This is a genomic window from uncultured Capnocytophaga sp., assembly GCF_937936315.1.
Lineage (GTDB): Bacteria > Bacteroidota > Bacteroidia > Flavobacteriales > Flavobacteriaceae > Capnocytophaga.
In genome coordinates, this window is the sequence record NZ_CALGWU010000055.1 from 1 (window position 1) to 22893 (window position 22893).

A 22893-nucleotide genomic window follows, 5' to 3' on the forward strand; every position below is an offset into this window, starting at 1 on the left:
CCGCTAAAGAAAAAGCTAAAGCTGAAGAAAAAGCTAGAAAAGCCGAAGAAAAAGCCGCTAAAGAAAGAGCTAAAGCCGAAAAAGCTGCTCTAAAAAGAAAAGAACAATTAAGTAAAGCTAATAGTGAAGTAAGTAAAGTGGAAGCTAAGATAGCTAAAGCTAAAGGTGATTTAGCTAAAGAGCAATCTAAATTTGACATAAAAAAAGCTAAAGGATCTCTTTCTCCTAAGGACGAAGCTAAACTAAAAGGTAAATTGCTTAACAAACAGCAAAAAATCAACAGCCTTGGCATCGATCTTATCAAAGCTAAAGAAAAAGTAAACAAATATTCTAACTAAGTTATTTCACCCTAAAAAAATAGAGAGGATTATCAATTGATAATCCTCTCTATTTTTATTTTACTCACAACACTCTTCTTAAAACTCTGCACTTTGTGGAGTACGAGGATAAGGAATTACATCGCGAATGTTAGTCATTCCTGTTGCAAAGAGTACCAAACGTTCAAAACCAAGACCAAAACCACTGTGTACAGCTGTACCAAACTTGCGGAGATCGAGATACCACCAAAGCGTTTGTTCATCCATATTCAGGTCAGCGATTTTTTGTTTGAGTACATCGTAACGCTCTTCACGCTGGGAACCACCAACGATTTCACCAATGCCTGGGAAGAGGATATCCATAGCGCGTACTGTTTTACCATCGTCATTCAATCGCATATAGAAAGCTTTGATATTCGCTGGATAATCATAGAGAATTACAGGGCACTCGAAGTGTTTTTCTACCAAGTAACGTTCGTGTTCACTTTGCAAATCTACCCCCCATTCGTTTATAGGATATTGAAATTTCTTCTTTTTGTTGTGGTTGCTATTTTTAAGAATATCAATTGCTTCAGTATAGCTCACACGTTTAAACTCATTGTGAATTACAAACTCGAGTTTTTCAATAAGCGACATAGAACTGCGCTCGTTTTGCGGTTTGGTTTTTTCTTCTTCTAAGAAACGTTTATCGAGAAACTCAAGGTCGTCACGACGCACTTCTAAAGTATATTTGAGCACGTATTTGATGAAATCTTCAGCTAAATTCATATTGTCGATAAGGTCATAGAACGCCATTTCGGGTTCTATCATCCAGAATTCAGCTAAGTGACGTGAAGTATTAGAATTTTCGGCACGGAAAGTAGGTCCAAAAGTATAAATCTTGCCGAGTGCCATAGCAAAGGTTTCACCCTCTAACTGACCAGACACTGTGAGGTTTGTTTCACGACCAAAGAAATCTTTTTTATAATCTACTTCACCATTTTCGGTAAGTGGTGGATTTTTAGCATCCAAAGTAGTTACACGGAACATCTCACCAGCACCTTCGGCATCACTACCGGTGATAATAGGTGTATTCACATAGAAAAATCCGTTGTCCTGAAAGTATTTATGTATAGCAAATGCCAAAGTAGAGCGCACGCGCATCACGGCACTAAAAGTATTAGAGCGCACACGCAAGTGAGCATTTTCGCGCAAGAATTCCAATGAGTGTTTTTTAGGCTGGATAGGATATTCTTCGGGATTGCTATCACCTAAAATCACTACCTCGGTAGCTTGTAACTCTACCGACTGACCTTTGCCTTGACTTTCTACTAATTTCCCTTTTACTTCAATAGCTGCCCCTGTGGTAATGCGTTTGAGTATATCGGGGTTTGTATTTTCAAAATCTACTACTACTTGGAGGTTATCGATAGTAGAGCCATCATTGAGGGCTATAAATCGGTTACTGCGAAAGGTACGCACCCAACCTTTGAGGGTAATTTCCTCGTGTATGCTTTTTCCGTTTTGTAATAATTGTTTGATATATAACATAATAATTAATTTATCAATTTTCAAATTTGGATTTTACTTTTTCGGCGAGTTGCTCACCCGTATGTTCGTTTATTTGAGTGAGAATTTCTTCTATTACAGCCGCTTTTTTACCATCTTCACTCCACAATCCGCCTTTAAAATACACTTTTTGTTGTCCGTCGTACTGAGCAAAAGCTCCGATAGGTGCCGTACAACCGCCTTCTAAAGCACGGAGGAAAGCGCGTTCCACTTGCGTTGCCACATAGGTATTACCATCGTGAATGCGCAAAAGCACACCTTGTAATGGCACGTTGTCCTCGTGTAGTGTGACCATTATAGCCCCTTGTGCGGGAGCGGGAAGCATCCAATCGAGTCGCAAGTGATTTTCAGGTAGTTTATTAATGCGTTCCAAGCCTGCTGCAGCAAAAATAGCCCCATTCCAAGGGTTATCAGCAAGTTTTTGCAAGCGAGTATTCACATTGCCACGCAAGTTTTCTATATTGTGATGTGGATAGCGGTGCAACCATTGTGCTTTGCGTCGCAAACTGCTGGTAGCGATGGTTGCTATTTCGGCATCTAAAAACGAAAGATCACCTTTGTAGACTAACACATCGTGAGGGTTCCCCCGCTTGAGCACTGCTCCTACTACAATTCCATCGGGCAAAGCGGTAGGCACATCCTTCATACTATGTACTGCTATATCTATCTCACCGTTGAGCAGGGCAATATCCAAGGCTTTAGTGAAGATACCTGTAACTCCCATTTCGTAGAGCGGTTTGCTGAGTTCTATATCGCCGTGAGACTTAGTACTAACTATTTCAGTAGAGTATCCTAAAACTTCTAATTGGTGTTGTACGGTTTTAGCTTGCCAAAGAGCCAACTCACTATCACGCGTACCTATACGAATTGTTTTCATTACATATTTCTTTATCGGGGGCAAAGGTAGCAATAATTTGTCAATTAGCCAATTTGATAATTAGCAAATTACATAAGAGATTTTTTCGAGATAGAGAGATTTCCCCTTTTCGTCGACAAAATTAACCTTTTCGTCGATAAAGTTTGTTTTCCCCTACCTTTACAAGTTATCTTTGCATCAGCTAAATGATAAAAAATGGTTATTAAATTGTAAAGAAGAGGGTGATAATTTTCATTGTACTATCCTAATATCTTTTTCACCTTCTTCTTTCATCTAAAAAACTAAAGCCTATGAAAAGAATTTTATACATATCTCTCTTGCTATCTCCTTTATGGACTATAGCACAATCCAAACAATGGTCACTAACCGATTGTATCAACTACGCCGTGCAGCACAACATCTCTGTAAAGAAAACAGAACTCAACCAGCAAACGGCTGAAATCAACCTCAATCAGGCAAAGGATAACCGCTTGCCTACCGTCAGTGGTTCGGCATCGGCAAACCTCAACAACGGGTCTGCAATCAACCAGATTTCTAACGAACGGGTATCGCGCCGTACGTTCTCCAACAACTTTGGAGTATCAGCCTCTGTGCCTCTGTATCAAGGGAATAAAATCAATTTACAAATAGACCGCAGCAAGCTATTGCTTGAGCAGAACGAACTCTATGTGCAAGAAGCGAAGAACAATATCACCCTGAGTGTGCTGGAAGCCTACTTGCAAGCACTTTACAGCTATGAAGGGATTGCAGTAGCCAAAAACACAGCGCTCTCCTCGGCTGAAGAACTCAAGCAAGCACAAACTAAGTTCGTCAATGGCTCGATAGCTAAACTGAGTTTGGCAGAGATAGAAACGCGTCACGCCAACAATGAATATGCTATCATTCAGGCAGAGAATCAGTATGCTAACCGTGTGCTAACGCTCAAACAACTTTTAGAGCTCCCTCCTAATAGCGACTTTGCTATTGCTCTCGACCTTCCTAACGATGAGGATGTAGCGATTATCCCTAACAAAGACGAGGTGTTTGCTCAAGCCAAAGAAACACTCCCTAACCTAAAAATCTATCAATCGCAACAAAAGATAGCCGAAAAGGACATCAAGATAGCCAAAGCAGGAGCGTTGCCCTCTATAGGTTTGCAGGCGGGAGTGAATACAGGGTATTCTAACCTCAATAGTTTGGGTTATGCTACTCAGTTAGATAGCAATTTTGGTCAGACGATAGGGGCATCGCTTAATATCCCTATCTTTTCGCAAAATAAGAACAAGAATAATGTGAAGTTAGCAAAACTCACTCAGCAGCAGTCCGTTTTGGAAAAGCAACAAGCTGAAAAAAACCTTTATGCTAAGATAGAAACCGCTTGGCAGAATGCCACCACTCACCAAGCGCAACAAGCAGCCTCGCGTACGGCTCGCGACAATGCTAAATTAGCTTACGATTTGGCAATAAAGAAACACGAGTTCGGCGGACTTACTAATACTGAACTTCTCGTGAGCCAAAACGCCTACCTCACTGCCGAACAAACGTATTTGCAAAACAAATATATGTCGGCATTATATGTACAGTTGCTGAAGTTTTATATGGGAGTCCTCCCCCTACCCCCCTCCCAAGGAGGGGGAATGTAGCGACGGTCATCTCTCTGAAAAAATAATTTATAGGATATTATCTAACGACTAATAACTAATAACTAACAACTAAATACAATGAAAAAACACATCAAGAAAATCATTATTGTTGCGCTATTAGCGGTAGTGGCTTATGGCGTGTATCACTTCTTTATGAAGGAAAAACCTGCCCTTATTCTCCTCCAAACCGATGAGGTTACCCAAGGTGATGTTACTACTGAAGTAACTGCTACGGGTAGTGTGCAACCGGTAGACGAGGTAGAAGTAGGTACGCAAGTATCAGGGTTGGTGAGCAAAATCTATGTGGATTATAACAGCCAAGTGAAGAAAGGTCAGCTACTAGCAGAGCTCGACAAAACTAATCTACAAGAAAACGTTATCAACGCTACGGCTAACTATAATTCTGCCCTTAACGAACTGAACTACTATCAGCAAAATTACGATCGGCAAAAGAAAATGTATAATGCCCAAGTGATTAGTCAGCAGGATTATGAGCAAGCATTGTATCAGCTTAACAATGCGAAAGCCAGTGTAGCCCAACGTCTTACGACCCTCAATCAGGCGAAAACGAACTTAGGCTATGCCAATATCTATTCACCTATCGACGGGATTATCCTCAGCAAAGAAGTTGAAGAAGGACAAACTGTAGCCGCCTCAATGAGTGCGCCTACGCTCTTCAAAATAGCCAAAGACATCAAGCGTATGCAGGTGGAAGTGAATGTAGACGAAGCCGATATAGGACAAGTGAAAGTGGGGCAACGCGTGAGTTTCACCGTAGATGCTTACCCTCAAGAAGAATTTGTGGGACGTGTTACCCAAGTGCGTCTATCGCCTACCACTTCATCAAACGTGGTAACTTATACGGTGATAGTAGAGGCAGAAAACCCTGATGAAAAGCTGAAACCAGGACTTACCGCGACCATCGCTATTTATACCAATGAACTGAAAGGCGTAACTATCGTGCCCGCCAAAGCTATCAACTTTACTCCTGATACCGATGTGTTACTACAATATTACGCTCAAAAAGGTATTACAGCTGAAGTTCCTAAAGTACAACACGGCAAGGGCAAACAAAAATACGTATGGGTAGTGAACACCGATGGTAGTCTTGCCCAAAAAGCCATAACCATAGGTAGCAATGATGGTATCAACGTACAAGTAGTGAGTGGACTCAACGTTGGTGAGAAAGTAGCCACTAACCTGCAAGGCGACCGCCCGCAAGTGGCTGGAGGCGACAGTAAGAACAGCGATAGCAGCAGTCCGTTTATGCCAAAACGCCCTAATAGAAACAATTCAAAAGCTAAATAGATGAAAAAAGCCATTATAGATATACGCGATATGAAGCGCAACTTCCAGATGGGCAACGAGACGGTACACGCCCTGAAAGGCATCAACCTGACCATCAGAGAAGGCGAGTTTGTAACCATTATGGGACCGAGTGGGTCGGGTAAATCAACTTTGCTCAACATATTAGGGTGCTTAGACCGCCCCTCTTCTGGCGATTACATTTTAGATGGTATCTCGGTGAAAGATATGAGCAAGAACGATTTAGCACATATACGCAACACGAAAATAGGTTTTATCTTTCAGTCGTATAACCTATTAGCCCGTACCTCAGCCATTGAGAATGTAGAACTCCCACTGATGTACAACCCTAAAGTATCAGCCAAAGAACGCCGTGAGCGCGCTATCGAAGCTCTTATCAGTGTAGGGTTAGAAAAGCGATTGAACCACTTGCCTAGTGAGCTCTCGGGCGGACAGCAGCAGCGGGTAGCCATTGCGCGCTCCCTTGTAAACCAACCTGTTATCCTTCTCGCCGATGAGGCAACTGGAAACCTCGATACCAAAACTTCCTATGAAGTAATGGAGCTTTTTCAACGCCTCAACGACCAAGGTAGCACTATATGCTTCGTAACCCACGAAGATGATATTGCCCAATTTAGCAAACGCACCGTAGTGCTGAAAGACGGACATATCATCAGTGATAAGGAAGTAACCGATAGGCTGAATGCGAAGGAACAGCTGGCGCAATTGAGAAATACGAATGAAGAATAATGGTGCGGGGCTCTGGCAAAGTTGAAAAGAAATTAGTATCTTTGCCGAAAAAATAGGTTATATGAAATACTTATTTATTTTATTCCTGCTCCTCAGTACCAATGCCTTTGCGCAAGGTCCTCTTGGAGATTATGCCGTAGTAAAAGACAAAGACGGCTATGTAAACATTCGCGCCAAAGAAAATGTAAAAAGCAAAATTGTAGGTACTTTGCCTAACAATACACTTGTGTATGGTTTCTTTGATAAAGAATTTAACCCTACTAACTGGATTGAAGTTGATAAAGGGTATGTGCATCAAAGTCGCTTGAAAAAAATATTTGACTTTCGTGCTATAGAGGGAAAAGTACAAGGCAATAGTGTTGTCTATGATGATAAGGACGTAAAAGTGACCATTACCAAACAGAAGTTCGACAAAACCAAGCACAAGATTATAATAAAAAAACATAAAAATTATGAGGAGTTAATCATTGATGGTAAGATACCTCAAGGTGCGGCCTTTATACCTGAAAACCACTACAAGAGTATCATTGTAACTATGAAAGGCAAAAACGTATCTATCCCTAAAAGTGCTTATGATGATTTGTATGAAATTTTCTATTTTAGCAGTTCCATATACTACGATGAGGAAGCTGAGGCACTTTATATTTTTGCGCACAATAGCGAAGCTGGTTTATTTTACCAAGTGTGCTGGCAAATAGTAAAAGGCGAGTATAAAACCCGTATTATAGGACTACCACTTTAATAATTGTTAATTATCAAATGAAAAATTTGCTACTATTTCTTTTCTTAGTTGCTAATATATCATTAGCTCAACAGCGATACATCGGACAAATAAATGACCCCGATGGCTATACTAATATCCGGAAATCCCCTAACAGCAAAGCAGAGATTATAGGCAAATTACTGAAGAACGAATATTTTTTCTATACAGAAAATCCAAGCGGTTGGTATGAGGTAAGTACCCAACACAAAGTACAAGGTTTCGTACACAAAAGCAGGATTCAGAAAGTTAATGATAAGGAATTGATTGCCCTGAAAATTGATTTTGAAGACGGTACACCTGAAGCAGAGAACGAAAGATTGCGTGATACAATTGTAAAACTTAACTCATTAAAAGGAACAACTTCTTTCTTTATCATTGGGTACAACTATCCAAAAATACCCCATAAAGTAACAGAAGACAATGAACTATCGGTAAGTAACAAAGATATTAAGTTAGAATTTGTTACTAAAAAAGTAAACAAAAGCGATTATAAGTTCAAGATTAACAAAAATGGAGAAACAATTGTCGGAAAAGGAGAAAGTGTTTGGGACTATTTCTATTTAGAAGACTATCCAAAAAAAGAAATTGCCTATATTCGCATTACATTTGCAGGTAAAGAACCTTATCTTTTACCTAAAACCAAATACTTATTTAATCCTACACTCTCATCAGTAAGGGTGTATGATAGAGGAAACGGACAATATATGATTGATTTTGAGGGAGGCGATGGCGCTGAAGGCTACAACGCTCTTTTTGTATTTGATGAAAAAGGATTGATAAAGCGATATTTGTATAGAAATTTTTAACCATTAGAAAACCGCTTTAATAATTTCAATATAATCTGATTGGTCAAACTTGTCGGATAGGTCTGACCCCCTAACACCTAACACCTGACCCCTAACACCTAAACACTATGAATATACAAAATCTTTTTAAAATAGCGTGGCGTGCCCTTTTGCTCAATAAAACAAGGGCTATGCTTACGATGCTGGGCATCATCATTGGGGTGGGCTCAGTAATAACCATGCTTGCCATTGGCGAGGGTTCTAAAAAGAGCATCAAGGAGAATATCTCTAAAATGGGTACTAATATGCTCAATATCCGCCCAGGGGCGGGTATGATGGGCGGCGTGCGTATGAGTATGAGCGATATGCAATCACTCAAAATGACGGATTACGAAGCCCTTAAAAAAGAAGGTACCCTACTGAAATATATGTCGCCGGTAGTAAGTGGCAACGGACAAAGTATAGCAGGGGGCAACAACTGGCCTACCTCTATCTACGGAGTGAATACCGAATACCTGCCCATACGCGAATGGAGTGTGGCTGAAGGGAGTATGTTTGGTGAAGATGAGATTACCAATTTTGCCAAAGTAGCCGTGATAGGGCAAACGGTGGCTAAGAACCTCTTTACAAATGGCGAAAACCCTATTGGGCAAACCATACGCTTTAAGAATATCCCTTTTAAAGTGATTGGAATCCTTACCAAAAAAGGTGAGAGCAACTTTGGTCAAGATCAAGACGATGTGATTATAGCCCCTTATACTACGGTACAAAAGCGTATTTTGGCGCAAACGTTCTTGCAGAGTATTGTCGCTTCGGTAATAGATGAAAGTCAGTCGGAGAATGCAGTAAACCAAGTAAAGAAAATTTTGGAGCGTACTCATAATCTTTCGGCTACACAAGAGAATGATTTCAATGTGTTTTCACAACAAGAGCTCATCAGTACGTTTAGCTCTACCAGCGAGATGCTCACTATTTTATTGGTAGCTATTGCCAGCATTTCGCTCATCGTGGGCGGTATAGGTATTATGAACATTATGTACGTATCAGTAAAAGAGCGCACTAAGGAAATAGGTTTGCGTATGGCTATTGGGGCTAAGGGTAAGGATATTTTGGCACAATTCCTCATCGAGTCGGTGCTTATTAGCATTACTGGGGGTGTATTAGGGGTAGTGATTGGCTTATTAGCTACTGTAGGCGTATCGCTGTTCATAGGTTGGCCAGTGAGTATCACCTTGTATTCTATCGTAATATCCTTCTTAGTATGTACCATTACAGGGGTGTTCTTTGGTTGGTATCCTGCCCGCAAAGCAGCCGAGTTAGAACCTATTAGCGCCCTCAGATACGAATAATGCGAACTGCACAAGCAATTTTTATCTCTTACCTAAATTAAATGAAACTTTTAACACATATAGCCTCTTGGGCAGTGGTTTGTATTCTGCCTGCCCTTATCTTTATCTCCGAAGGCAATCAACGCTTTGAGGAGGCGCTTTATCGTTCGCTTATATCATTGCCTTTTTTGATGTTTTTGTTCTACATCAGTTTCTATTGGCTTATTGATAAACTGTGGTTTAAAAAACGATATATACTTTTTATATGGGTGGCAGTGGTACTCATTTTATGTATTTCATACAGCAAATACGAGCTTTTTTCGTACTTTGCTCTTCACAAAAATAAACACAAAATGCCACCTTTCCACGCTTTTGTGTATTTTGATTTCCTCTCGAACCTCTTGCCGGTAGTCTTTGCTATGGCAATACGCTATGCCCAACGCAACTTTTCTTTGGAAATCGCCCAAAAAGAAGCTCAAGCACACAAACTACAAGCCGACCTTACTCAATTGAGATACCAACTTCAACCGCATTTCTTTTTTAATGCGCTCAACAATATCTATTCGCTTATTGCTTTTGACCCTCAAAAGGCACAACAGAGCGTGCATAGCCTTAGCAAACTGATGCGCCACTTTATGCAAAACAGCGACCAAAAGCAAATTAGCCTTGCAGAAGAAGTGGATTTCTTGCAGCAGTACATCAGCTTAATGCAGTTACGCCTCACCGATAAAACTACGGTGCAAGTAGATTTCCCGAAGCAACTCCCCCCTCTCACCATAGCGCCTTTGTTGTTTATCAGCTTGGTAGAGAATGCTTTTAAACACGGCGTATCAGCAACGGAAGCAACAGAATTGTCATTTAGTTTGAGAGTGGAAGAGAATAAGGTACTATTTAGAAGTGAGAACACTATAATTCCTAAACAAGAAAGTTTATATAGCTCAGGTATTGGCATTGAAAACCTAAAGAAACGCTTAACACTTCTTTATCCTAAAAAACATCAATACAACATCGAAGAAAAAGATGGAAAATACATTGCTCAATTGAGAATTGACAATAAACAAAAAAGCGATTCAGCGTGAAGCTGAGTCGCTTTTTTATGAGCTTTTTTAGAATACTAAATAGTCAAACCTTCGGTAGCTATTACATTCTCGCCTTTGGCATCGGCTTTAAATTCAAAACTGAAATGCCCTTTATCACCTTTGCGTTCTCCGTAGTAGGAAGTAGCGGGGTGTATGGCATCTATTACAAAAGAAACTTCTATTGTACCATCTTCTTGAACTTCATAATTCAATTTATCCATACGGAAACTATTGAACTTATTGTCTTTTTCTAGAATAAGGCTTTCAGCTTTCTTTATCAAATTAGGTACTATTGATAGATTGACCTCGCTCAAACTAATAGTGCGACCTTGCTTAGAAGACAAGCCTGTTTCAGTTTCATTTACTTGGTCGTTATAGGTAACATAATTTACATAGAAGTCTTTTTCACCTTTATTGAACCTCACTGTGATGATATCTATCACACCTCGGTTAGTTCCAAACGAAACTTCTGTAATATTATTGTACTTAGCAAAGTTTTTTTGCAAAAGTTCTTGAGTTACTTTTAGTCCTTCGGGGCTGTTGAGATTCGCTCCTTTATCGCCTGGCATACAAGCCACGAGTGTAAGAGCAAATAGTAAAGTGAATATCTTTTTCATAATTAATCAGTTACTAAATCCCACTCACCATTTTCACCGCGGAAAATTCTCACTTCGTAGTAGTTAGTGATACGTTCTCTTCCTCGGCGGTAAGAACCTTCACCTTTTTTAGTCATATCAATTTTGAAGGTAGTTTTAAGTTTGCCGTTTTCTTTTATCAACTCAATTTCATTTACGTTGAAACCTTCATACTCGGCAGTTTCTTCTAAACCGCTAAAGAATTTTATAGCTTCTTGAGCTTCGGAAACGAGTTTATCGAAAGGAATGTCAGACACTTTGAAACGGTCTTTGTCCTTGTCTAAGCCTGCTTTAGCTCTAATAGCCGCAGATTGGTCAGCTTTAGGATCTCCTAATTTAGAAGTTTTGTCATAAGTCTGTACCATATCTTTTTGGACAGCAGGATCGTAGTAGCTGGTAAGCACCCCGTCAAACTTGCTATTCAAAGCTTCTTTGGTTTTGAGTTCTATCCAGTTGAACTCTTTATCGGCAAAAGGTTCTTTGGACAGCACTTCTTTGGCTTTATCCATTCCTTCTTTACTGATAAGGTCATCTCCAAAAAGGGAAGAACCTCCACAAGAGGTCATTACTAAGGCAACCATAGTGCCTACTAAAATACTAAGTTTTTTCATTGTATTACAATTTTTATTTGTTACTAATAATGGGGCAAAAATAGTAATTATTTGTAAATAAACAAAACTATTCGCTATTTCTAATTGGAAAATAGTCCTGCGACATCTACATTTTGTCGTTGGGCTTCAGTGGCATACTGCCATTCGTATTTTTTGAAACCAAAAAGGGAGGCAATTACATTGGAGGGGAATACTACAATGCGGTCGTTGTAATCAGTAATGGAAGCACTGAGGTAACGACGACCCGCTGCCAATTGCTCTTCGCAATCACTGAGAGCGTGTTGCAGTTGCACAAACTGACTATTGGCTCTAAGTTCAGGGTAGGCTTCGGCTTGTAGCATAATATTCCTGATAGTTGTGCTCGCTTCATCGGGTTGCAGATAAGGATTCTCGGCAAGTGTGGGTTGCACTGGGCGGCGCAATTCGGTGATTTGCCTGAGAGTGTCTTGCTCATAAGCCATATACTCTTTAGTAGTGGCGATGAGGTTGGGTATCAAATCGGAACGCTGTATAAACAAAGCGTCTAATGACGAAATGGCATTCTCTATCTGGTTGCGGCGTTTAGACAAACTGTTGAACGCTGCAATCACAAAAATTAATAGGAGTACTCCTACTGCAATTAAAATATAGGTTATCATAGGGCGGGGGTTAGGTTTCAGGGGTCAGGGGTTAGGGGTTAGGGTTATCCCCTACCCCCTATTGTGTCAAGCATTTGCAATTGTTCTATAAGTTCGCGGTATACACTTTCTACCATAGCGAGGTCTATCTTTTGGAAGAGCATCGCGGTAGGCGAATTATCGGTGCGCATAAGGGCATTGCCTTCGTTGGTAGCGATCACAATATTGTACTTATTAATAGCGATATACACTTGCCCTTTGTGGCGTTCGTTCAGTTTTTTAAGGCGTTGCATAAAGGCTGGAGTAAGCACATAGCGCGCTGTAATCTGGTCGTCGCAATACACTTCAAACTGTTTTTGAAACTCGGGGTCTTCTAAGCGTATTTTTTCTCCACCGTGGTTGAGGTAAGTAGCTATTTCATTGTCTTTAAGGTCACTAAAGAAACCTTTTACGGGGTGGATTACAATAGGGTGTTCAAACTTTTTGGGAGAACGCGCTACAAAGTAATTACCGTAGAAAACTACATCATCACCTTCTTTTTCGTTGCGGAAATTAGGACGAAATGTAACACTGAGATTGCTCGATTGGAAAGGCATTCCGTTGTAATGTCCTACGATTTGATCACCTCCTTTAAGGGTATAACGTTCCGCTTTGAACAACAACGAATCTAAAAATTCGGTTATACCTATGTGTGCATTTTCGTAATAAGCAAACTGCGGACTGATATAATTCACTAATTTGCCAAAAATTTTCTTTTTCACTTGGGTATAATCGCCAGCGCCAGAGAGTTGGTTTTGAGCATATCGCTTGGAGAGCATACCCCACACATAACTCCCTACAGTGATGATACCTATTACGATAAAGATATTCACAGGATTGCTAAAACTCAATCTGCCTGAAGCGACTAAGAAGCCTATCAAACCTATTACTCCAAAGGCAAAAGCGAATTGCACATAAGTCATTTTTTTGGTAGTGGTACGCCCTTTTTCCATAGCATCGAGTTCAGCACCAAATTCGTTTTCAGCAAAAGTGCGGAACTCTTCAACAGGTTTGAGCACAATCGTTTCTTGAGGAGCTGTTGCTTGTGAAGTAGTTGTTTCATCGCTGTAAAGCTCCTGCATTACAGTATTGTAAGTAGCTAAATTTTGCGGCTGGTTGAGCACGCGTTTCAGCTCGGGGGCTGCATATTTAGCAATAGGCAACTCAAAGTTTTGCGTTCCTATAGATACGTATAAATAAGTAATAGGGTCTAACTGATACTTCACTTTTCCTAAAGGGATAGTAGTGAGGTAGGACTCTAATTCGCGATTGATGCGCACCTCCAGACCTTGTTGCAAAAGAGCGAAAAATTCATCTACTTTTTTAGCGCGGGTGAAGATAGTGCGGGTGCGCATTATAGGGTAGTAGAGTGAGAGCAAAATAGCAACGGGGAGGATATACTTGATATGCGGTGGGATGCTGTCGCTGCTGCTAAGCGCCTTGCTGATAAAAGGCAAAGCAAAAACAGCGAGTAGTGTTATTACAATCACCACCAATGCAATTACGAGAATAAGGTTGCGGAGTGCGATTTTCTTTTCGCGTTCACATTCTTTTAGTACGAGTTCTTGGGCTTCTGTTAAATTCATTTTTTATTAGTTTTCAGACACTTCAAACTTACCACCTTCTTCAGTTTTTAGAAGATGGACTCTGTAGTAATAACTTTCTGATTCACCCTTTTTATTCATATCAATATAGATGGTATTCATTATATGATTGGGAAATTTGCTTCTTCTTTGTTTATCAATGATGATTTCGGAAACAGTAAAGTTATGAAAATCAGCAAAATCTTTGTTTTCTGCTAAAAATTTCTTTGCTTCTTGTATTTCAGTACCAATGCGAGCATAAGGTATATCCGCTGCTTTGAAGATAAACTCATCATCTCTGTCTTTTGGACGAGCTTGAGGTTCACCCACAGCTACTCCCTGAGCATCTACGCGTTGAGAGAAAAATTGTTTGTCACCTGGGTTAAAATAACCAACCGAAATATCCTTAAACACATCGTTCATAGGACCTTCACTCCCAAAATGTACTCTAGTAAACTCTTTATCAGCTAAAGGACTTTTCTCTAAAGCCGTTTTCAATGCACCGATAATATCTTTATCGGCAAAAGTTATTTTTTTATCCTCTTTTTTAGAGTTGTCATTACCACCACAAGCGGTAATCAAAAGGGCTACTACTGTCCCTACTACGAATACGATTTTTTTCATTGTACTATTGATTTTTAAAATTGATTACTACTAATTTTTCTTCCACAAGGCTGAAATACCTACGTTTTGGTCTTTTTGCTGTACAGGGTATTTGCTATTGATAGCGTCGAGGATATCGGTATCAAAATCTTGGTTGCTACCGTATATGGTTCTGATAATCCATTGCCCTATCCAGCCCCCTTCAGAGTAAAGCATTTTGAGCCAACCTTTCATAGTACTGCGGTCAAAACCGAGGTAAGTATCCTCACGGCTCATATCATCAGTCATTGGAGCATATTTGGTGGTGATGAGCGTACGGTGATAAGCATTTTTGGCTACAAAAATGCGATCTTCAGCATTACCAGTTCCAAAAAATTGAGCGGCTGCACTACCTTTTTTGAGAAATTTTACCTCATACTTGTTACCGAGCTTTTCTTTTAATAGCTCAAATAAGTCTTCTAAAGATACTTTTCCTTCGAGAAAAGTAATGGTGATGTTCTTGTCTAAGAGTCCCATAGATGTTACTTTTTTGATTTTTTGTTATTTGTTTATAAATTTCACGCGGCAAAGTTAAGAATTTACCCCCCCATTTGTTAAAATAAAGTTAAACTTTTGTTAAACTTTTATTTCAAAGTTTATAGATAAAGGTTAGCTCCAAAATCTATAAAGGAAGAGGAGGTTTCTCTTGAGGCAAAAGTATGGGATATATAGTTACAAAAAGAAGAATTTCAATATTCGCGGAAGTTGGGTAAATAAGTGCGGAAGAAGTTTGACAATTTGCCGATTTGCCAATTAGTTTTTCAACAAAAAATCTTGTACGTATTCGCGCTTGCGGTCGGATACGGGGAGCGTATGACCGGTAGTAAGTTCTAAGAGTCCATCTTTGTAGTACTTCTTTATATAGGTGCTATTCACCAAATACGACTGGTGGCAACGCACAAATTGCGTTTCGGGCAATAGCGATTCGTATTCTTTTAGCACTTTACTCACTACAATTTGTTGTTTATCGGCGAGGTAGAAGGTAGTATAGCCTTTATCGCTTTGGCAATACACAATATCTTGTACGGGTACTATTTGTATGCAATCAGCTGTTTTGAGAGCGAGTTTGGTCACTTCTTTCTTTTCGGTGTAATACTGCATTGCTAGCTGCATTTGGTGTTGGTTGAACTTGTATTGCTCTTGTTTTTGGTAACAGCGCAATAGGGTATCGTTTAAAGTAGTTTTGTCTATGGGTTTTAGCAGATAGGCAAAAGCCCCTAAATTTAGGGCTTCCATAGCAAACTGATTGAAGGCGGTGATAAAGATAATCTGCAAACTATCAGTTTTTATCCGTGAAAAAAGTGTAAAACTATTGCCATCAGCAAGCTGAATATCCGAAAGGATGAGCTCAGGCTGCAAAATAGGAATTTCTTTTTCGGCTTTAGCAATTTCGGAAGCATAACCTACGATTTGCACAAACGGAAGTGCCTCAACTAAGGAGATGAGGTATTTTAAAATATTAGTTTCGTCTTCTAAAATATAAACTTTCATATCAGTTAAGAGGGGATTACGGGGATTACAATTGCTACTCGGTAACCAGTTTCGTGAGGGGACAAGGGGGCAGCTTCAAAATAAGCATTGCCTTTTTGTTGGGTGTTAAACAAAAGGTCTAAACGCTCTTGTGTAATCAGTTTAGAAAGTGATTTTTTATGAGGGTTAGGCATCCCTTTGCCATTGCCATTATCAATAAGGATAAGATGCAGTTTGTTGTCTTTTTCCTCTATGGTGAGCGTGAGCACTCCTTGGTAGTTGATATTTTTAAAGCCGTGTTCAATAGCATTTTCTACAAAAGGCTGAATGAGCATAGGCGGAATCAAGTAGGCTTCGGTATCCAAATCGGTTTCCACGTGAAAAGTAAAACGATTCTCATATCGCATTTGCTGAAGTTTTACATAAATTTCAATAGCTTCTATTTCCTCTTGTAAGGTGATCGTCTCTTCGCGGTTTAACTCCAATTGTTTTCTAATAAATTGAGAGAAAGCTACGAGGTAACTATTGGCACGCTCAGTTTGCTGGTCGCCGATAAGTCCTTGCAGGTTAGCGATTGCGTTGTATATAAAATGCGGATTTAGTTGTAGTTGTCGGGTTTGTTGCTCTAAGAGCAATTGTTTGTTTTCAGCTTGAAGTTGTTTGTTTTTAGCTTTCAACAGCCTACGGTTGTAAAAGAGATAGAACAACACCAAAATTACCCCCAGAAAGAATACAATAGTTATAATGAGGAACTTCTGCTGAGAAATTCTCTTTTCGCTCAGTTCGTTGTTTATTTTCAGAGTCCTGATTTGCAGGTCTTTTTTCTCGGTTTGGAACTGAGTGAGCAATTCGTTGTTTTTATCGGCTTGTATGGATTTTTCGCGAGCTGCAAAAAGGGTGAGTACAGTATCCAGTGCGTAGTAAGCATTGCGGTAATCACCTTTCTTTTTATAAGCCTCGTTGAGAGCGCGATAGTAGTTAAAACTGTTTGCGGGGTCAGCACCAATAGCGCGATTCATCGCAATTGCCTCGCGCGAGTAGTAGATAGCCGAATCGTACTGTTTGTTTTGCAGAAAGGTACGCGACATATTGAGCAGCAACTGAGGGGAAAGATTACGGCGCTTTTTCGCCACTTGAAAACTCTGTTGCATTATCGCCAGCGACTGAGCGTTTTTGCCTGTAAGTTTGTAGTATTCAGCTTCAAACTGATGCAAGCGATTGAGGGCTTCGGGCTCATTCAATTTTTTGGCTAAAGGAGCCGCTAATGCGTAGTATTTTTCAAAATCATTGATGTTTTTCTCGCTGAGGGCAATCATACAACAGATATCGTAATACCGTTGTCGCACGCGGGGGTGCTGCTTGTAAGGGTGGTGGTCTATATACTGTTGTACGTATTTTTTGCTTTCGGTATAGTTACCAAAACTCAGTGCATTTAGGTAAGCATACTTAGCCAACTCATCGTATAATCTGTATACATTCCTGCAATGGTGTTGTTCTGCTATTTGGGTTTGTTGCAAGAGTGTTTTTACAGTTTGGTGAGGCGCTAACGATTTGTACTCATTTTTTGCTTGCAAACTCTCTACAAAGTGCAAAACTGCCAATTCATATTGATTATCTTTCAGTTGCACTGCATTTAAAGCATAAGTAATACTATCTTTTTTCTTTTCAGCTTTTAGCAAGCGCACTTTGGTAAGCCAATAAGCAGGAGAGTTACCCCCCTGCTGAGATGGAAATGTTTTAGTTATAAATTGTTTGATTGCAGCAGCTTGTTGGTTTTCTTTCACCGTATCAAGCAACATTATAAAGCGCACTGTTTCGACATCTGCTTTTTGGGCTAAAGCAGTGCTAAAACAAAAGGAGAAAAGAGCGATTAGCAGTGTGCGCATAAAGTTGTTATTTTCAATCAGAAAGCAAAAGTAGTAATAGTTTGTCAATTTGCCAATTTACTAAAACCTGTTCCCTAACCCCTGCCCCCTAAAAAAACGGTATAATTCTTGCCTAATAAAAACTGCTTCCTCTTATAAATGCTTGTAAAACTTACCTCAAACCAACTTACAATGTTAAATATTTGTTAAAATTGTGTGTAAATGTATACAATATGAGAAAAATGTACTACTTTTGCCCCTGCAATGATTTCTTAGTATTATTTTTTTAAACACCCTTAACAACACTATGAACAAAAGATATTTTTTCTTATTTCTTATCTTTGTTTTGAGTACATTTTTGTACTTTGCGAATGCGCAAACACACTTGAGTAAGGAAAAGCAATTGGCTTTGAATAAAGCAGAACTAAACATCAAAGAATTGTATAGTGAGCTTAATGCTAATCAATATGACCTCAGCTTTGAAGCTTTTCGCTATGCTTACATAGGTTACCAATCACTCAAAAAACAACACCGCTTAAACGATAAAGAACTCTTCTCGATTATTGATTTCACTAAAGATTGTAATTCTAAACGCTTTTATACTATCGATTTAGAAAAAATGAAAATCGTGTACTACACTTATGTAGCTCATGGTAAAAAAAGCGGTGAACGCGTAGCCACTTCTTTTTCGGATGTAGTGGAATCTAACAAAAGTAGTATTGGATTTTACATCACTGGAGAAACCTACGAAGGTAGTAATGGCTATAGCCTAACGCTCCACGGCGATGAAAAAGGTTACAACAGCAACTTAGCAAAACGTTCGGTAGTAATTCACACAGCCGATTATGCTAATGAAAATTATATCGCTCGCAATGGTCGCATGGGTAGAAGTTTGGGTTGCCCCGTGTTGCCCCCTAATATCTACAAGCAAGTAATCAACACTATTAAAGATAAAACAATGATTTTTGCTTACTATAACGACGCTAAATACTTAAAAACTTCTAAATACTTAAATGTTTTAAAACTTATAGAAGACGACTCAGTGTTCTAAAAAAATTAAAGATGAATTTTGAAAAAACATTTGAACCTAAAAAGAGAGGCTGCCTATATAAGGCAGCCTCTCTTTGTTTATAATTCGCTATTATGTATATTTTCAAAATTTTAAGCACTCACTTCTAATTGGAAGACTTCTTGTAACCAACTGATGCTTTCATCAATAGACGATGTGTCTTTCAGGTGATTTACCAACTGAGTAGTAATTTTTTGAATGATGCGATTGCTAATGAGTTCAGCTTGTTCCTCGTTGAAATCGCTAATCTTCTTGCGATGAAAATCCATTTCAGCATTTTTAAGGCTTTCAAGTTTAGATTTCAGCGCTTTAATAGTAGGTGCAAATTTGCGATTGTCTACCCATTGGAAAAATTCTCCTTTTACCTCTTCTATAATCTCTAGAGCCTGCGGGATGGATTCTTTGCGACGTTCTAAGGCTTCATCTTTGCGTTTAGAAAGTTCATCCATATGCAAAAGGGTTACATTAGGGAGTTGCGCCACCTCTTCAGCTACATTTTTAGGGATAGAAAGGTCTAATATGAGAATAGGTTTATTAGGGTTGATAAATTGCTCGTGTACAGTAGGAGTAGCTGCTCCAGTAGCAACTACAAGTACATCGGCTTTGCTAATTTCAGTTTGTAAATCGGCAAAATCTTTTACCACTACGTTGAATTTTCCTGCTACCTGCTCAGCCTTCTCACGTGTGCGGTTGATAAGGGTAATATGCTTATTTTGAGTGTGCTTAATAAGGTTCTCGCAAGTGTTACGCCCTATCTTTCCTACTCCAAAGAGGAGGATATTTTTTTGTGACACTTCAGGCACATTTTGCATAATGTACTGTACCGCCGTAAACGATACCGAGGCAGCTCCTGAGGATAGAGCTGTTTCATTCTTGATGCGCTTGCTCGCATTGATTACACAATTCATCAATCGCTCTAAGAAAGCATTTGCCAATCCTTTGTCGCGTGAGAGCGCAAAGGCTTGTTTCATTTGCCCTATGATTTCAAAATCTCCTAATATTTGGCTATCTAAACCTGTACCTACTCTAAAAAGGTGTTCTACAGCTTCTTTGCTTTTGTTTACATAGCCTACTTTTTGAAAATCATCTACCGATCCTTTGGCGTATTCACATAACAATTGAATGAGTTGAAAAGGGTGTTCGGCATAGCCATAGAGTTCCGTGCGGTTACAAGTAGAAATAACTAAAAGCTCCTCAAAACCTTCTTCTTTGGCTTGAGTGAGTAATTGGTCTTTATTTTCAGGGGTAAGACTAAACATCCCACGTATGGTTGCATCGGCTTTTTGGTAACTAAGCCCTATGCAGTAGAAAGATTTGTTCTTTGAGATAGAATGTTGTGTCATAGCTTGTTAGTGATTGATACTACTTACAGTTGTTTTTTCAGGGGCAAAAATAAGAAGTTCGCTGTAAATAAAACAAGATACAGCGAACTTTTATCATTAAAACACCTAAATATGTAAGCAGTCTAAATAATTTGGTGCGAGCCACACGGGCTAATTTGCTAATTGGTTAATCGGTAGTACGGCAGAGTGGTAAGGTAGAGCATCGCAACAATCCTTCTTGTTTGGCAATTTCGGAATATGGAATTTCTTCAACCGTGAAGCCTTGTGAGCGCAACCATTGGTTTAGGCGGGTGAAATTCTTTTCGGAAACTACTACTTCCGGACTGATAGAGAATACATTACTGCACATATTGTACATTTCTTCGCGCTCTATATGGAAGAGGTTTTCTTTGCCAAAGAGGTCTACCAAATATTGATAATCAGCTTCGGAGCGGAAGCCTCCTTTGTAGATAATCCCTTTGTCTTTTCCTACGGGCTGGAAGCAGCAATCGAGATGCAGGGCATTGTCGCGTGCTTCAGTTTTTGATTTGAGCAAATCAAACTCCTTCACTTTTTTATGAGGAAAAAGCTGCTGGATAAAGGCAACGCCTGCCATATTAGTACGCGCAGTTACTTGTTCTTTATAGTCAGCACCTTTATAAGTACCAATAAAAATATGGTCGTTCCAAGGCATTACATCGCCCCCTTCTATATGTACATCGGCGGGAGGAGTAATTACTTTTTCAGGAGGTATTTGAGCGACAATGTATTCAATAGCCTGAAATTCAGCTTGTCTATCGGGCAGGATATTCGCTTTGATAAAAGTATCTTCAATCACAAAACCAATATCGCGAGTGAATATTTGGTTGCAATCGGTAATAATTTCAGGGCGATATACTTTTACATTGTATTTTTCAAGTACTGCACGAAAAGCATCCATTTCGGCTACCATATCCTTTTCTATAGGATAGGTACCTGCTTTGATGTGCTCTGCCGACTTAGGGTCGTAGGCTTCTTCGAGTTTAGGAGTAGGTCCATTGCTGGTAGCCGTACCTAAAATTACGGCTTCTAACCTATTGGTTTCGTTGGTGATGTGTAATTTTATCATACTGATATTGTCTTGTTTTGGGCAAAGATACAAATAATTTATCAATTTGCAAATTTGTCGATTTGCTAATTTACTAATTTTCAAATTTGCTTATTTAATTAGAAACAATATAAATTATCATTATTTTTTTAGCTTTTCTTTGGGAATCTCAATCACTTAGCGTATTTTTGTCGCATATTTCACTAATTAAATTACTCACGTATGGAAACAGAAATTTTAGCACGGGTGCAGTTTGCGCTCACAATTGCGTTCCATTACATCTATCCGCCTTTAAGTATAGGGCTTGGACTGCTAATGGTTGTTTTTAAGGGCATCTACTTGCGTACTGGTAAAAAAGAGTATGACACGCTCGCCCGCTTTTGGACGCGCATCTTCTCACTTACCTTTGGTTTGGGTGTCGCTACAGGGATTGTAATGGAATTTGAATTTGGTACTAACTGGGCTACCTATTCGCGTTATGTAGGTGATATTTTTGGTAGTGCCTTGGCTGCTGAAGGTGTTTTTGCTTTTGCGCTTGAAAGTACCTGCCTTGGCATTGTACTTTTCGGGTGGAAGAAAGTAAAACCTATATGGCATTTCTTAGCAACCCTTGGGGTGTTCTTGGGTTCTATGTGTTCCGCTATCTGGATTGTGATTGCCAACAGCTGGCAACAAACTCCTGCAGGTTATGTAGTTGCCGGTGAAGGTTTGCAAGCTAAAGCCGTCATTACCGATTTTTGGGCGATGGTGTTCAACCCCTCAAGTGTAGACCGTATATGGCATGTGTGGCAAGGAGCTTTCTTGGCTGGTATCTTCTTAGTATTGAGCGTACACGCTTGGTATTTACTCAAAGGTCGCCACGTCGAAATTTCTAAAAAAGCCTTTAGAGTAACCCTTATCATTGCTACTGTTGTGTGCTTGTTACAATTGGTTTCAGGACACAGTTCAGCTGATGGTGTAGCTCAAAATCAACCAGAGAAATTGGCAGCTATGGAAGGGCATTTCCAAACAGGTCCCGCCGATCTCTATCTCTTTGGTTGGGTGGATAAACAAAACGAGGTAACTCACGGAGTGAAAATCCCTAACGGACTTTCGTATATGATTCATTACGACACAGCTGCTCCTGTAACAGGTCTCGACCAATATCCAGTGGAAGACCGCCCAGGGCAAGTGAATGCTGTATTCCAATTCTATCATATAATGGTAGCCATTGGTATGTTCCTCATCGCACTTACTCTCTATGCTTCTTTCCTATTGTGGAGAGGCAAATTGTACGACAAACGCTGGCTCTTGCACATTTTTGTGTGGAGCGTACTCTTGCCACAAATAGGCAATCAAGTAGGTTGGTTTGCAGCCGAAATGGGTCGCCAACCTTGGATAGTGTACAAACTCTTGCGCACTAGCGATGCGTTGTCTAAATCGGTAACAGCGAACCAAATACTCTTCGCAATCATCTTATTTACCGTTATTTATATCATCCTCTTCGCTTTATTCATCTACTTGATGAACAAGAAAATTGTTCACGGTATTGATGAACACGATACTCAAGAACAATTACAAACAGCATAACATTATACAG

General features: G+C 39.7%; 21 protein-coding genes and 1 pseudogene. 10 read left to right on the forward strand and 12 right to left on the reverse strand.

Annotated elements, in window-relative coordinates; all coding sequences use genetic code 11:
* Positions 1-338: pseudogene (locus Q0162_RS09950) on the forward strand (hypothetical protein); the annotation flags it as partial.
* Positions 339-416: 78 nt separating this feature from the next.
* Here the strand turns inward: Q0162_RS09950 and asnS are convergent.
* Positions 417-1847: an asparagine--tRNA ligase gene (asnS, locus tag Q0162_RS09955; RefSeq protein WP_297891187.1), complete on the reverse strand. Its 1431-nt coding sequence runs from the start codon at positions 1845-1847 to the stop codon at positions 417-419.
* 13 nt (positions 1848-1860) lie between these two features.
* Positions 1861-2742 (reverse strand): hydroxymethylbilane synthase, encoded by an 882-nt coding sequence (hemC, locus tag Q0162_RS09960; protein WP_297891192.1) that lies wholly within the window; start codon positions 2740-2742, stop codon positions 1861-1863.
* 290 nt (positions 2743-3032) lie between these two features.
* Here hemC and Q0162_RS09965 point away from each other — a divergent pair, with 290 nt between their 5' ends.
* The 7 genes from Q0162_RS09965 (at position 3033) to Q0162_RS09995 (ending at position 10374) form a co-directional block, all read left to right on the forward strand.
* Positions 3033-4364 carry a TolC family protein gene (locus Q0162_RS09965; protein ID WP_297891193.1) on the forward strand — a complete coding sequence of 444 codons (1332 nt, stop codon included), beginning with the start codon at positions 3033-3035 and terminating at the stop codon, positions 4362-4364.
* 78 nt (positions 4365-4442) lie between these two features.
* The gene (locus tag Q0162_RS09970; protein ID WP_297891195.1) at positions 4443-5672 is read left to right on the forward strand and encodes an efflux RND transporter periplasmic adaptor subunit; all 1230 of its coding nucleotides are present in this window, start codon (positions 4443-4445) and stop codon (positions 5670-5672) included.
* Positions 5673-6419, forward strand: a complete 747-nt coding sequence (locus Q0162_RS09975; RefSeq protein WP_297891197.1) for an ABC transporter ATP-binding protein — start codon at positions 5673-5675, stop codon at positions 6417-6419.
* A gap of 61 nt (positions 6420-6480) precedes the next feature.
* A complete protein-coding gene (locus Q0162_RS09980; RefSeq protein ID WP_297891199.1) occupies positions 6481-7161 on the forward strand; it encodes an SH3 domain-containing protein in 681 nt (226 codons plus the stop codon).
* A gap of 17 nt (positions 7162-7178) precedes the next feature.
* Positions 7179-7988: an SH3 domain-containing protein gene (locus tag Q0162_RS09985; protein ID WP_297891200.1), complete on the forward strand. Its 810-nt coding sequence runs from the start codon at positions 7179-7181 to the stop codon at positions 7986-7988.
* A gap of 107 nt (positions 7989-8095) precedes the next feature.
* Positions 8096-9316 (forward strand): ABC transporter permease, encoded by a 1221-nt coding sequence (locus tag Q0162_RS09990; protein ID WP_297891201.1) that lies wholly within the window; start codon positions 8096-8098, stop codon positions 9314-9316.
* A 41-nt stretch (positions 9317-9357) separates the two neighbouring features.
* On the forward strand, positions 9358-10374 hold the full coding sequence (locus Q0162_RS09995; RefSeq protein ID WP_297891203.1) for a sensor histidine kinase: 1017 nt from the start codon (positions 9358-9360) through the stop codon (positions 10372-10374).
* Between the two features lie 35 nt (positions 10375-10409).
* On the opposite strand, the gene Q0162_RS10000 is transcribed toward Q0162_RS09995, so the two are convergent.
* The 8 genes from Q0162_RS10000 to Q0162_RS10035 form a co-directional block, all read right to left on the reverse strand.
* Positions 10410-10991, reverse strand: coding sequence for a hypothetical protein (locus tag Q0162_RS10000; RefSeq protein ID WP_297891206.1), 582 nt, complete (start codon positions 10989-10991; stop codon positions 10410-10412).
* A 2-nt stretch (positions 10992-10993) separates the two neighbouring features.
* Complete coding sequence (locus Q0162_RS10005; protein ID WP_297891208.1) at positions 10994-11620, reverse strand: hypothetical protein; 627 nt, start codon at positions 11618-11620, stop codon at positions 10994-10996.
* A gap of 80 nt (positions 11621-11700) precedes the next feature.
* Positions 11701-12258: a LemA family protein gene (locus tag Q0162_RS10010; RefSeq protein ID WP_088594900.1), complete on the reverse strand. Its 558-nt coding sequence runs from the start codon at positions 12256-12258 to the stop codon at positions 11701-11703.
* A gap of 44 nt (positions 12259-12302) precedes the next feature.
* The gene (locus tag Q0162_RS10015) at positions 12303-13862 is read right to left on the reverse strand and encodes a DUF3137 domain-containing protein (RefSeq protein ID WP_297891210.1); all 1560 of its coding nucleotides are present in this window, start codon (positions 13860-13862) and stop codon (positions 12303-12305) included.
* Between the two features lie 6 nt (positions 13863-13868).
* Positions 13869-14483 (reverse strand): hypothetical protein, encoded by a 615-nt coding sequence (locus Q0162_RS10020; protein WP_297891211.1) that lies wholly within the window; start codon positions 14481-14483, stop codon positions 13869-13871.
* Between the two features lie 30 nt (positions 14484-14513).
* Positions 14514-14978 (reverse strand): hypothetical protein, encoded by a 465-nt coding sequence (locus tag Q0162_RS10025; protein WP_297891212.1) that lies wholly within the window; start codon positions 14976-14978, stop codon positions 14514-14516.
* Positions 14979-15254: 276 nt separating this feature from the next.
* The gene (locus Q0162_RS10030) at positions 15255-15992 is read right to left on the reverse strand and encodes a LytTR family DNA-binding domain-containing protein (RefSeq protein WP_297891213.1); all 738 of its coding nucleotides are present in this window, start codon (positions 15990-15992) and stop codon (positions 15255-15257) included.
* A 5-nt stretch (positions 15993-15997) separates the two neighbouring features.
* Positions 15998-17857 carry a histidine kinase gene (locus tag Q0162_RS10035; RefSeq protein ID WP_297891214.1) on the reverse strand — a complete coding sequence of 620 codons (1860 nt, stop codon included), beginning with the start codon at positions 17855-17857 and terminating at the stop codon, positions 15998-16000.
* Between the two features lie 286 nt (positions 17858-18143).
* Between Q0162_RS10035 and Q0162_RS10040 the strand changes: the two genes are divergently transcribed.
* On the forward strand, positions 18144-18887 hold the full coding sequence (locus Q0162_RS10040) for a murein L,D-transpeptidase catalytic domain family protein (RefSeq protein ID WP_297891215.1): 744 nt from the start codon (positions 18144-18146) through the stop codon (positions 18885-18887).
* Between the two features lie 110 nt (positions 18888-18997).
* On the opposite strand, the gene hemA is transcribed toward Q0162_RS10040, so the two are convergent.
* Together hemA and Q0162_RS10050 are read right to left on the reverse strand one after the other, a co-directional pair.
* Complete coding sequence (gene hemA / locus Q0162_RS10045) at positions 18998-20248, reverse strand: glutamyl-tRNA reductase (protein ID WP_297891216.1); 1251 nt, start codon at positions 20246-20248, stop codon at positions 18998-19000.
* 166 nt (positions 20249-20414) lie between these two features.
* Positions 20415-21335 carry a dimethylarginine dimethylaminohydrolase family protein gene (locus Q0162_RS10050; RefSeq protein ID WP_297891217.1) on the reverse strand — a complete coding sequence of 307 codons (921 nt, stop codon included), beginning with the start codon at positions 21333-21335 and terminating at the stop codon, positions 20415-20417.
* A gap of 201 nt (positions 21336-21536) precedes the next feature.
* On the opposite strand from Q0162_RS10050, the gene Q0162_RS10055 reads away from it, so the two are divergent.
* A complete protein-coding gene (locus tag Q0162_RS10055) occupies positions 21537-22883 on the forward strand; it encodes a cytochrome ubiquinol oxidase subunit I (RefSeq protein WP_297891218.1) in 1347 nt (448 codons plus the stop codon).
* The last annotated feature ends 10 nt before the right edge of the window (positions 22884-22893 follow it).

Coding starts and splice junctions, on each gene's coding strand:
- asnS (WP_297891187.1), bottom strand. CDS start 1,847: ATGTTATATATCAAACAATTATTACAAAACGGAAAAAGCATACACGAG.
- hemC (WP_297891192.1), bottom strand. CDS start 2,742: ATGAAAACAATTCGTATAGGTACGCGTGATAGTGAGTTGGCTCTTTGG.
- Q0162_RS09965 (WP_297891193.1), top strand. CDS start 3,033: ATGAAAAGAATTTTATACATATCTCTCTTGCTATCTCCTTTATGGACT.
- Q0162_RS09970 (WP_297891195.1), top strand. CDS start 4,443: ATGAAAAAACACATCAAGAAAATCATTATTGTTGCGCTATTAGCGGTA.
- Q0162_RS09975 (WP_297891197.1), top strand. CDS start 5,673: ATGAAAAAAGCCATTATAGATATACGCGATATGAAGCGCAACTTCCAG.
- Q0162_RS09980 (WP_297891199.1), top strand. CDS start 6,481: ATGAAATACTTATTTATTTTATTCCTGCTCCTCAGTACCAATGCCTTT.
- Q0162_RS09985 (WP_297891200.1), top strand. CDS start 7,179: ATGAAAAATTTGCTACTATTTCTTTTCTTAGTTGCTAATATATCATTA.
- Q0162_RS09990 (WP_297891201.1), top strand. CDS start 8,096: ATGAATATACAAAATCTTTTTAAAATAGCGTGGCGTGCCCTTTTGCTC.
- Q0162_RS09995 (WP_297891203.1), top strand. CDS start 9,358: ATGAAACTTTTAACACATATAGCCTCTTGGGCAGTGGTTTGTATTCTG.
- Q0162_RS10000 (WP_297891206.1), bottom strand. CDS start 10,991: ATGAAAAAGATATTCACTTTACTATTTGCTCTTACACTCGTGGCTTGT.
- Q0162_RS10005 (WP_297891208.1), bottom strand. CDS start 11,620: ATGAAAAAACTTAGTATTTTAGTAGGCACTATGGTTGCCTTAGTAATG.
- Q0162_RS10010 (WP_088594900.1), bottom strand. CDS start 12,258: ATGATAACCTATATTTTAATTGCAGTAGGAGTACTCCTATTAATTTTT.
- Q0162_RS10015 (WP_297891210.1), bottom strand. CDS start 13,862: ATGAATTTAACAGAAGCCCAAGAACTCGTACTAAAAGAATGTGAACGC.
- Q0162_RS10020 (WP_297891211.1), bottom strand. CDS start 14,483: ATGAAAAAAATCGTATTCGTAGTAGGGACAGTAGTAGCCCTTTTGATT.
- Q0162_RS10025 (WP_297891212.1), bottom strand. CDS start 14,978: ATGGGACTCTTAGACAAGAACATCACCATTACTTTTCTCGAAGGAAAA.
- Q0162_RS10030 (WP_297891213.1), bottom strand. CDS start 15,992: ATGAAAGTTTATATTTTAGAAGACGAAACTAATATTTTAAAATACCTC.
- Q0162_RS10035 (WP_297891214.1), bottom strand. CDS start 17,857: ATGCGCACACTGCTAATCGCTCTTTTCTCCTTTTGTTTTAGCACTGCT.
- Q0162_RS10040 (WP_297891215.1), top strand. CDS start 18,144: ATGAACAAAAGATATTTTTTCTTATTTCTTATCTTTGTTTTGAGTACA.
- hemA (WP_297891216.1), bottom strand. CDS start 20,248: ATGACACAACATTCTATCTCAAAGAACAAATCTTTCTACTGCATAGGG.
- Q0162_RS10050 (WP_297891217.1), bottom strand. CDS start 21,335: ATGATAAAATTACACATCACCAACGAAACCAATAGGTTAGAAGCCGTA.
- Q0162_RS10055 (WP_297891218.1), top strand. CDS start 21,537: ATGGAAACAGAAATTTTAGCACGGGTGCAGTTTGCGCTCACAATTGCG.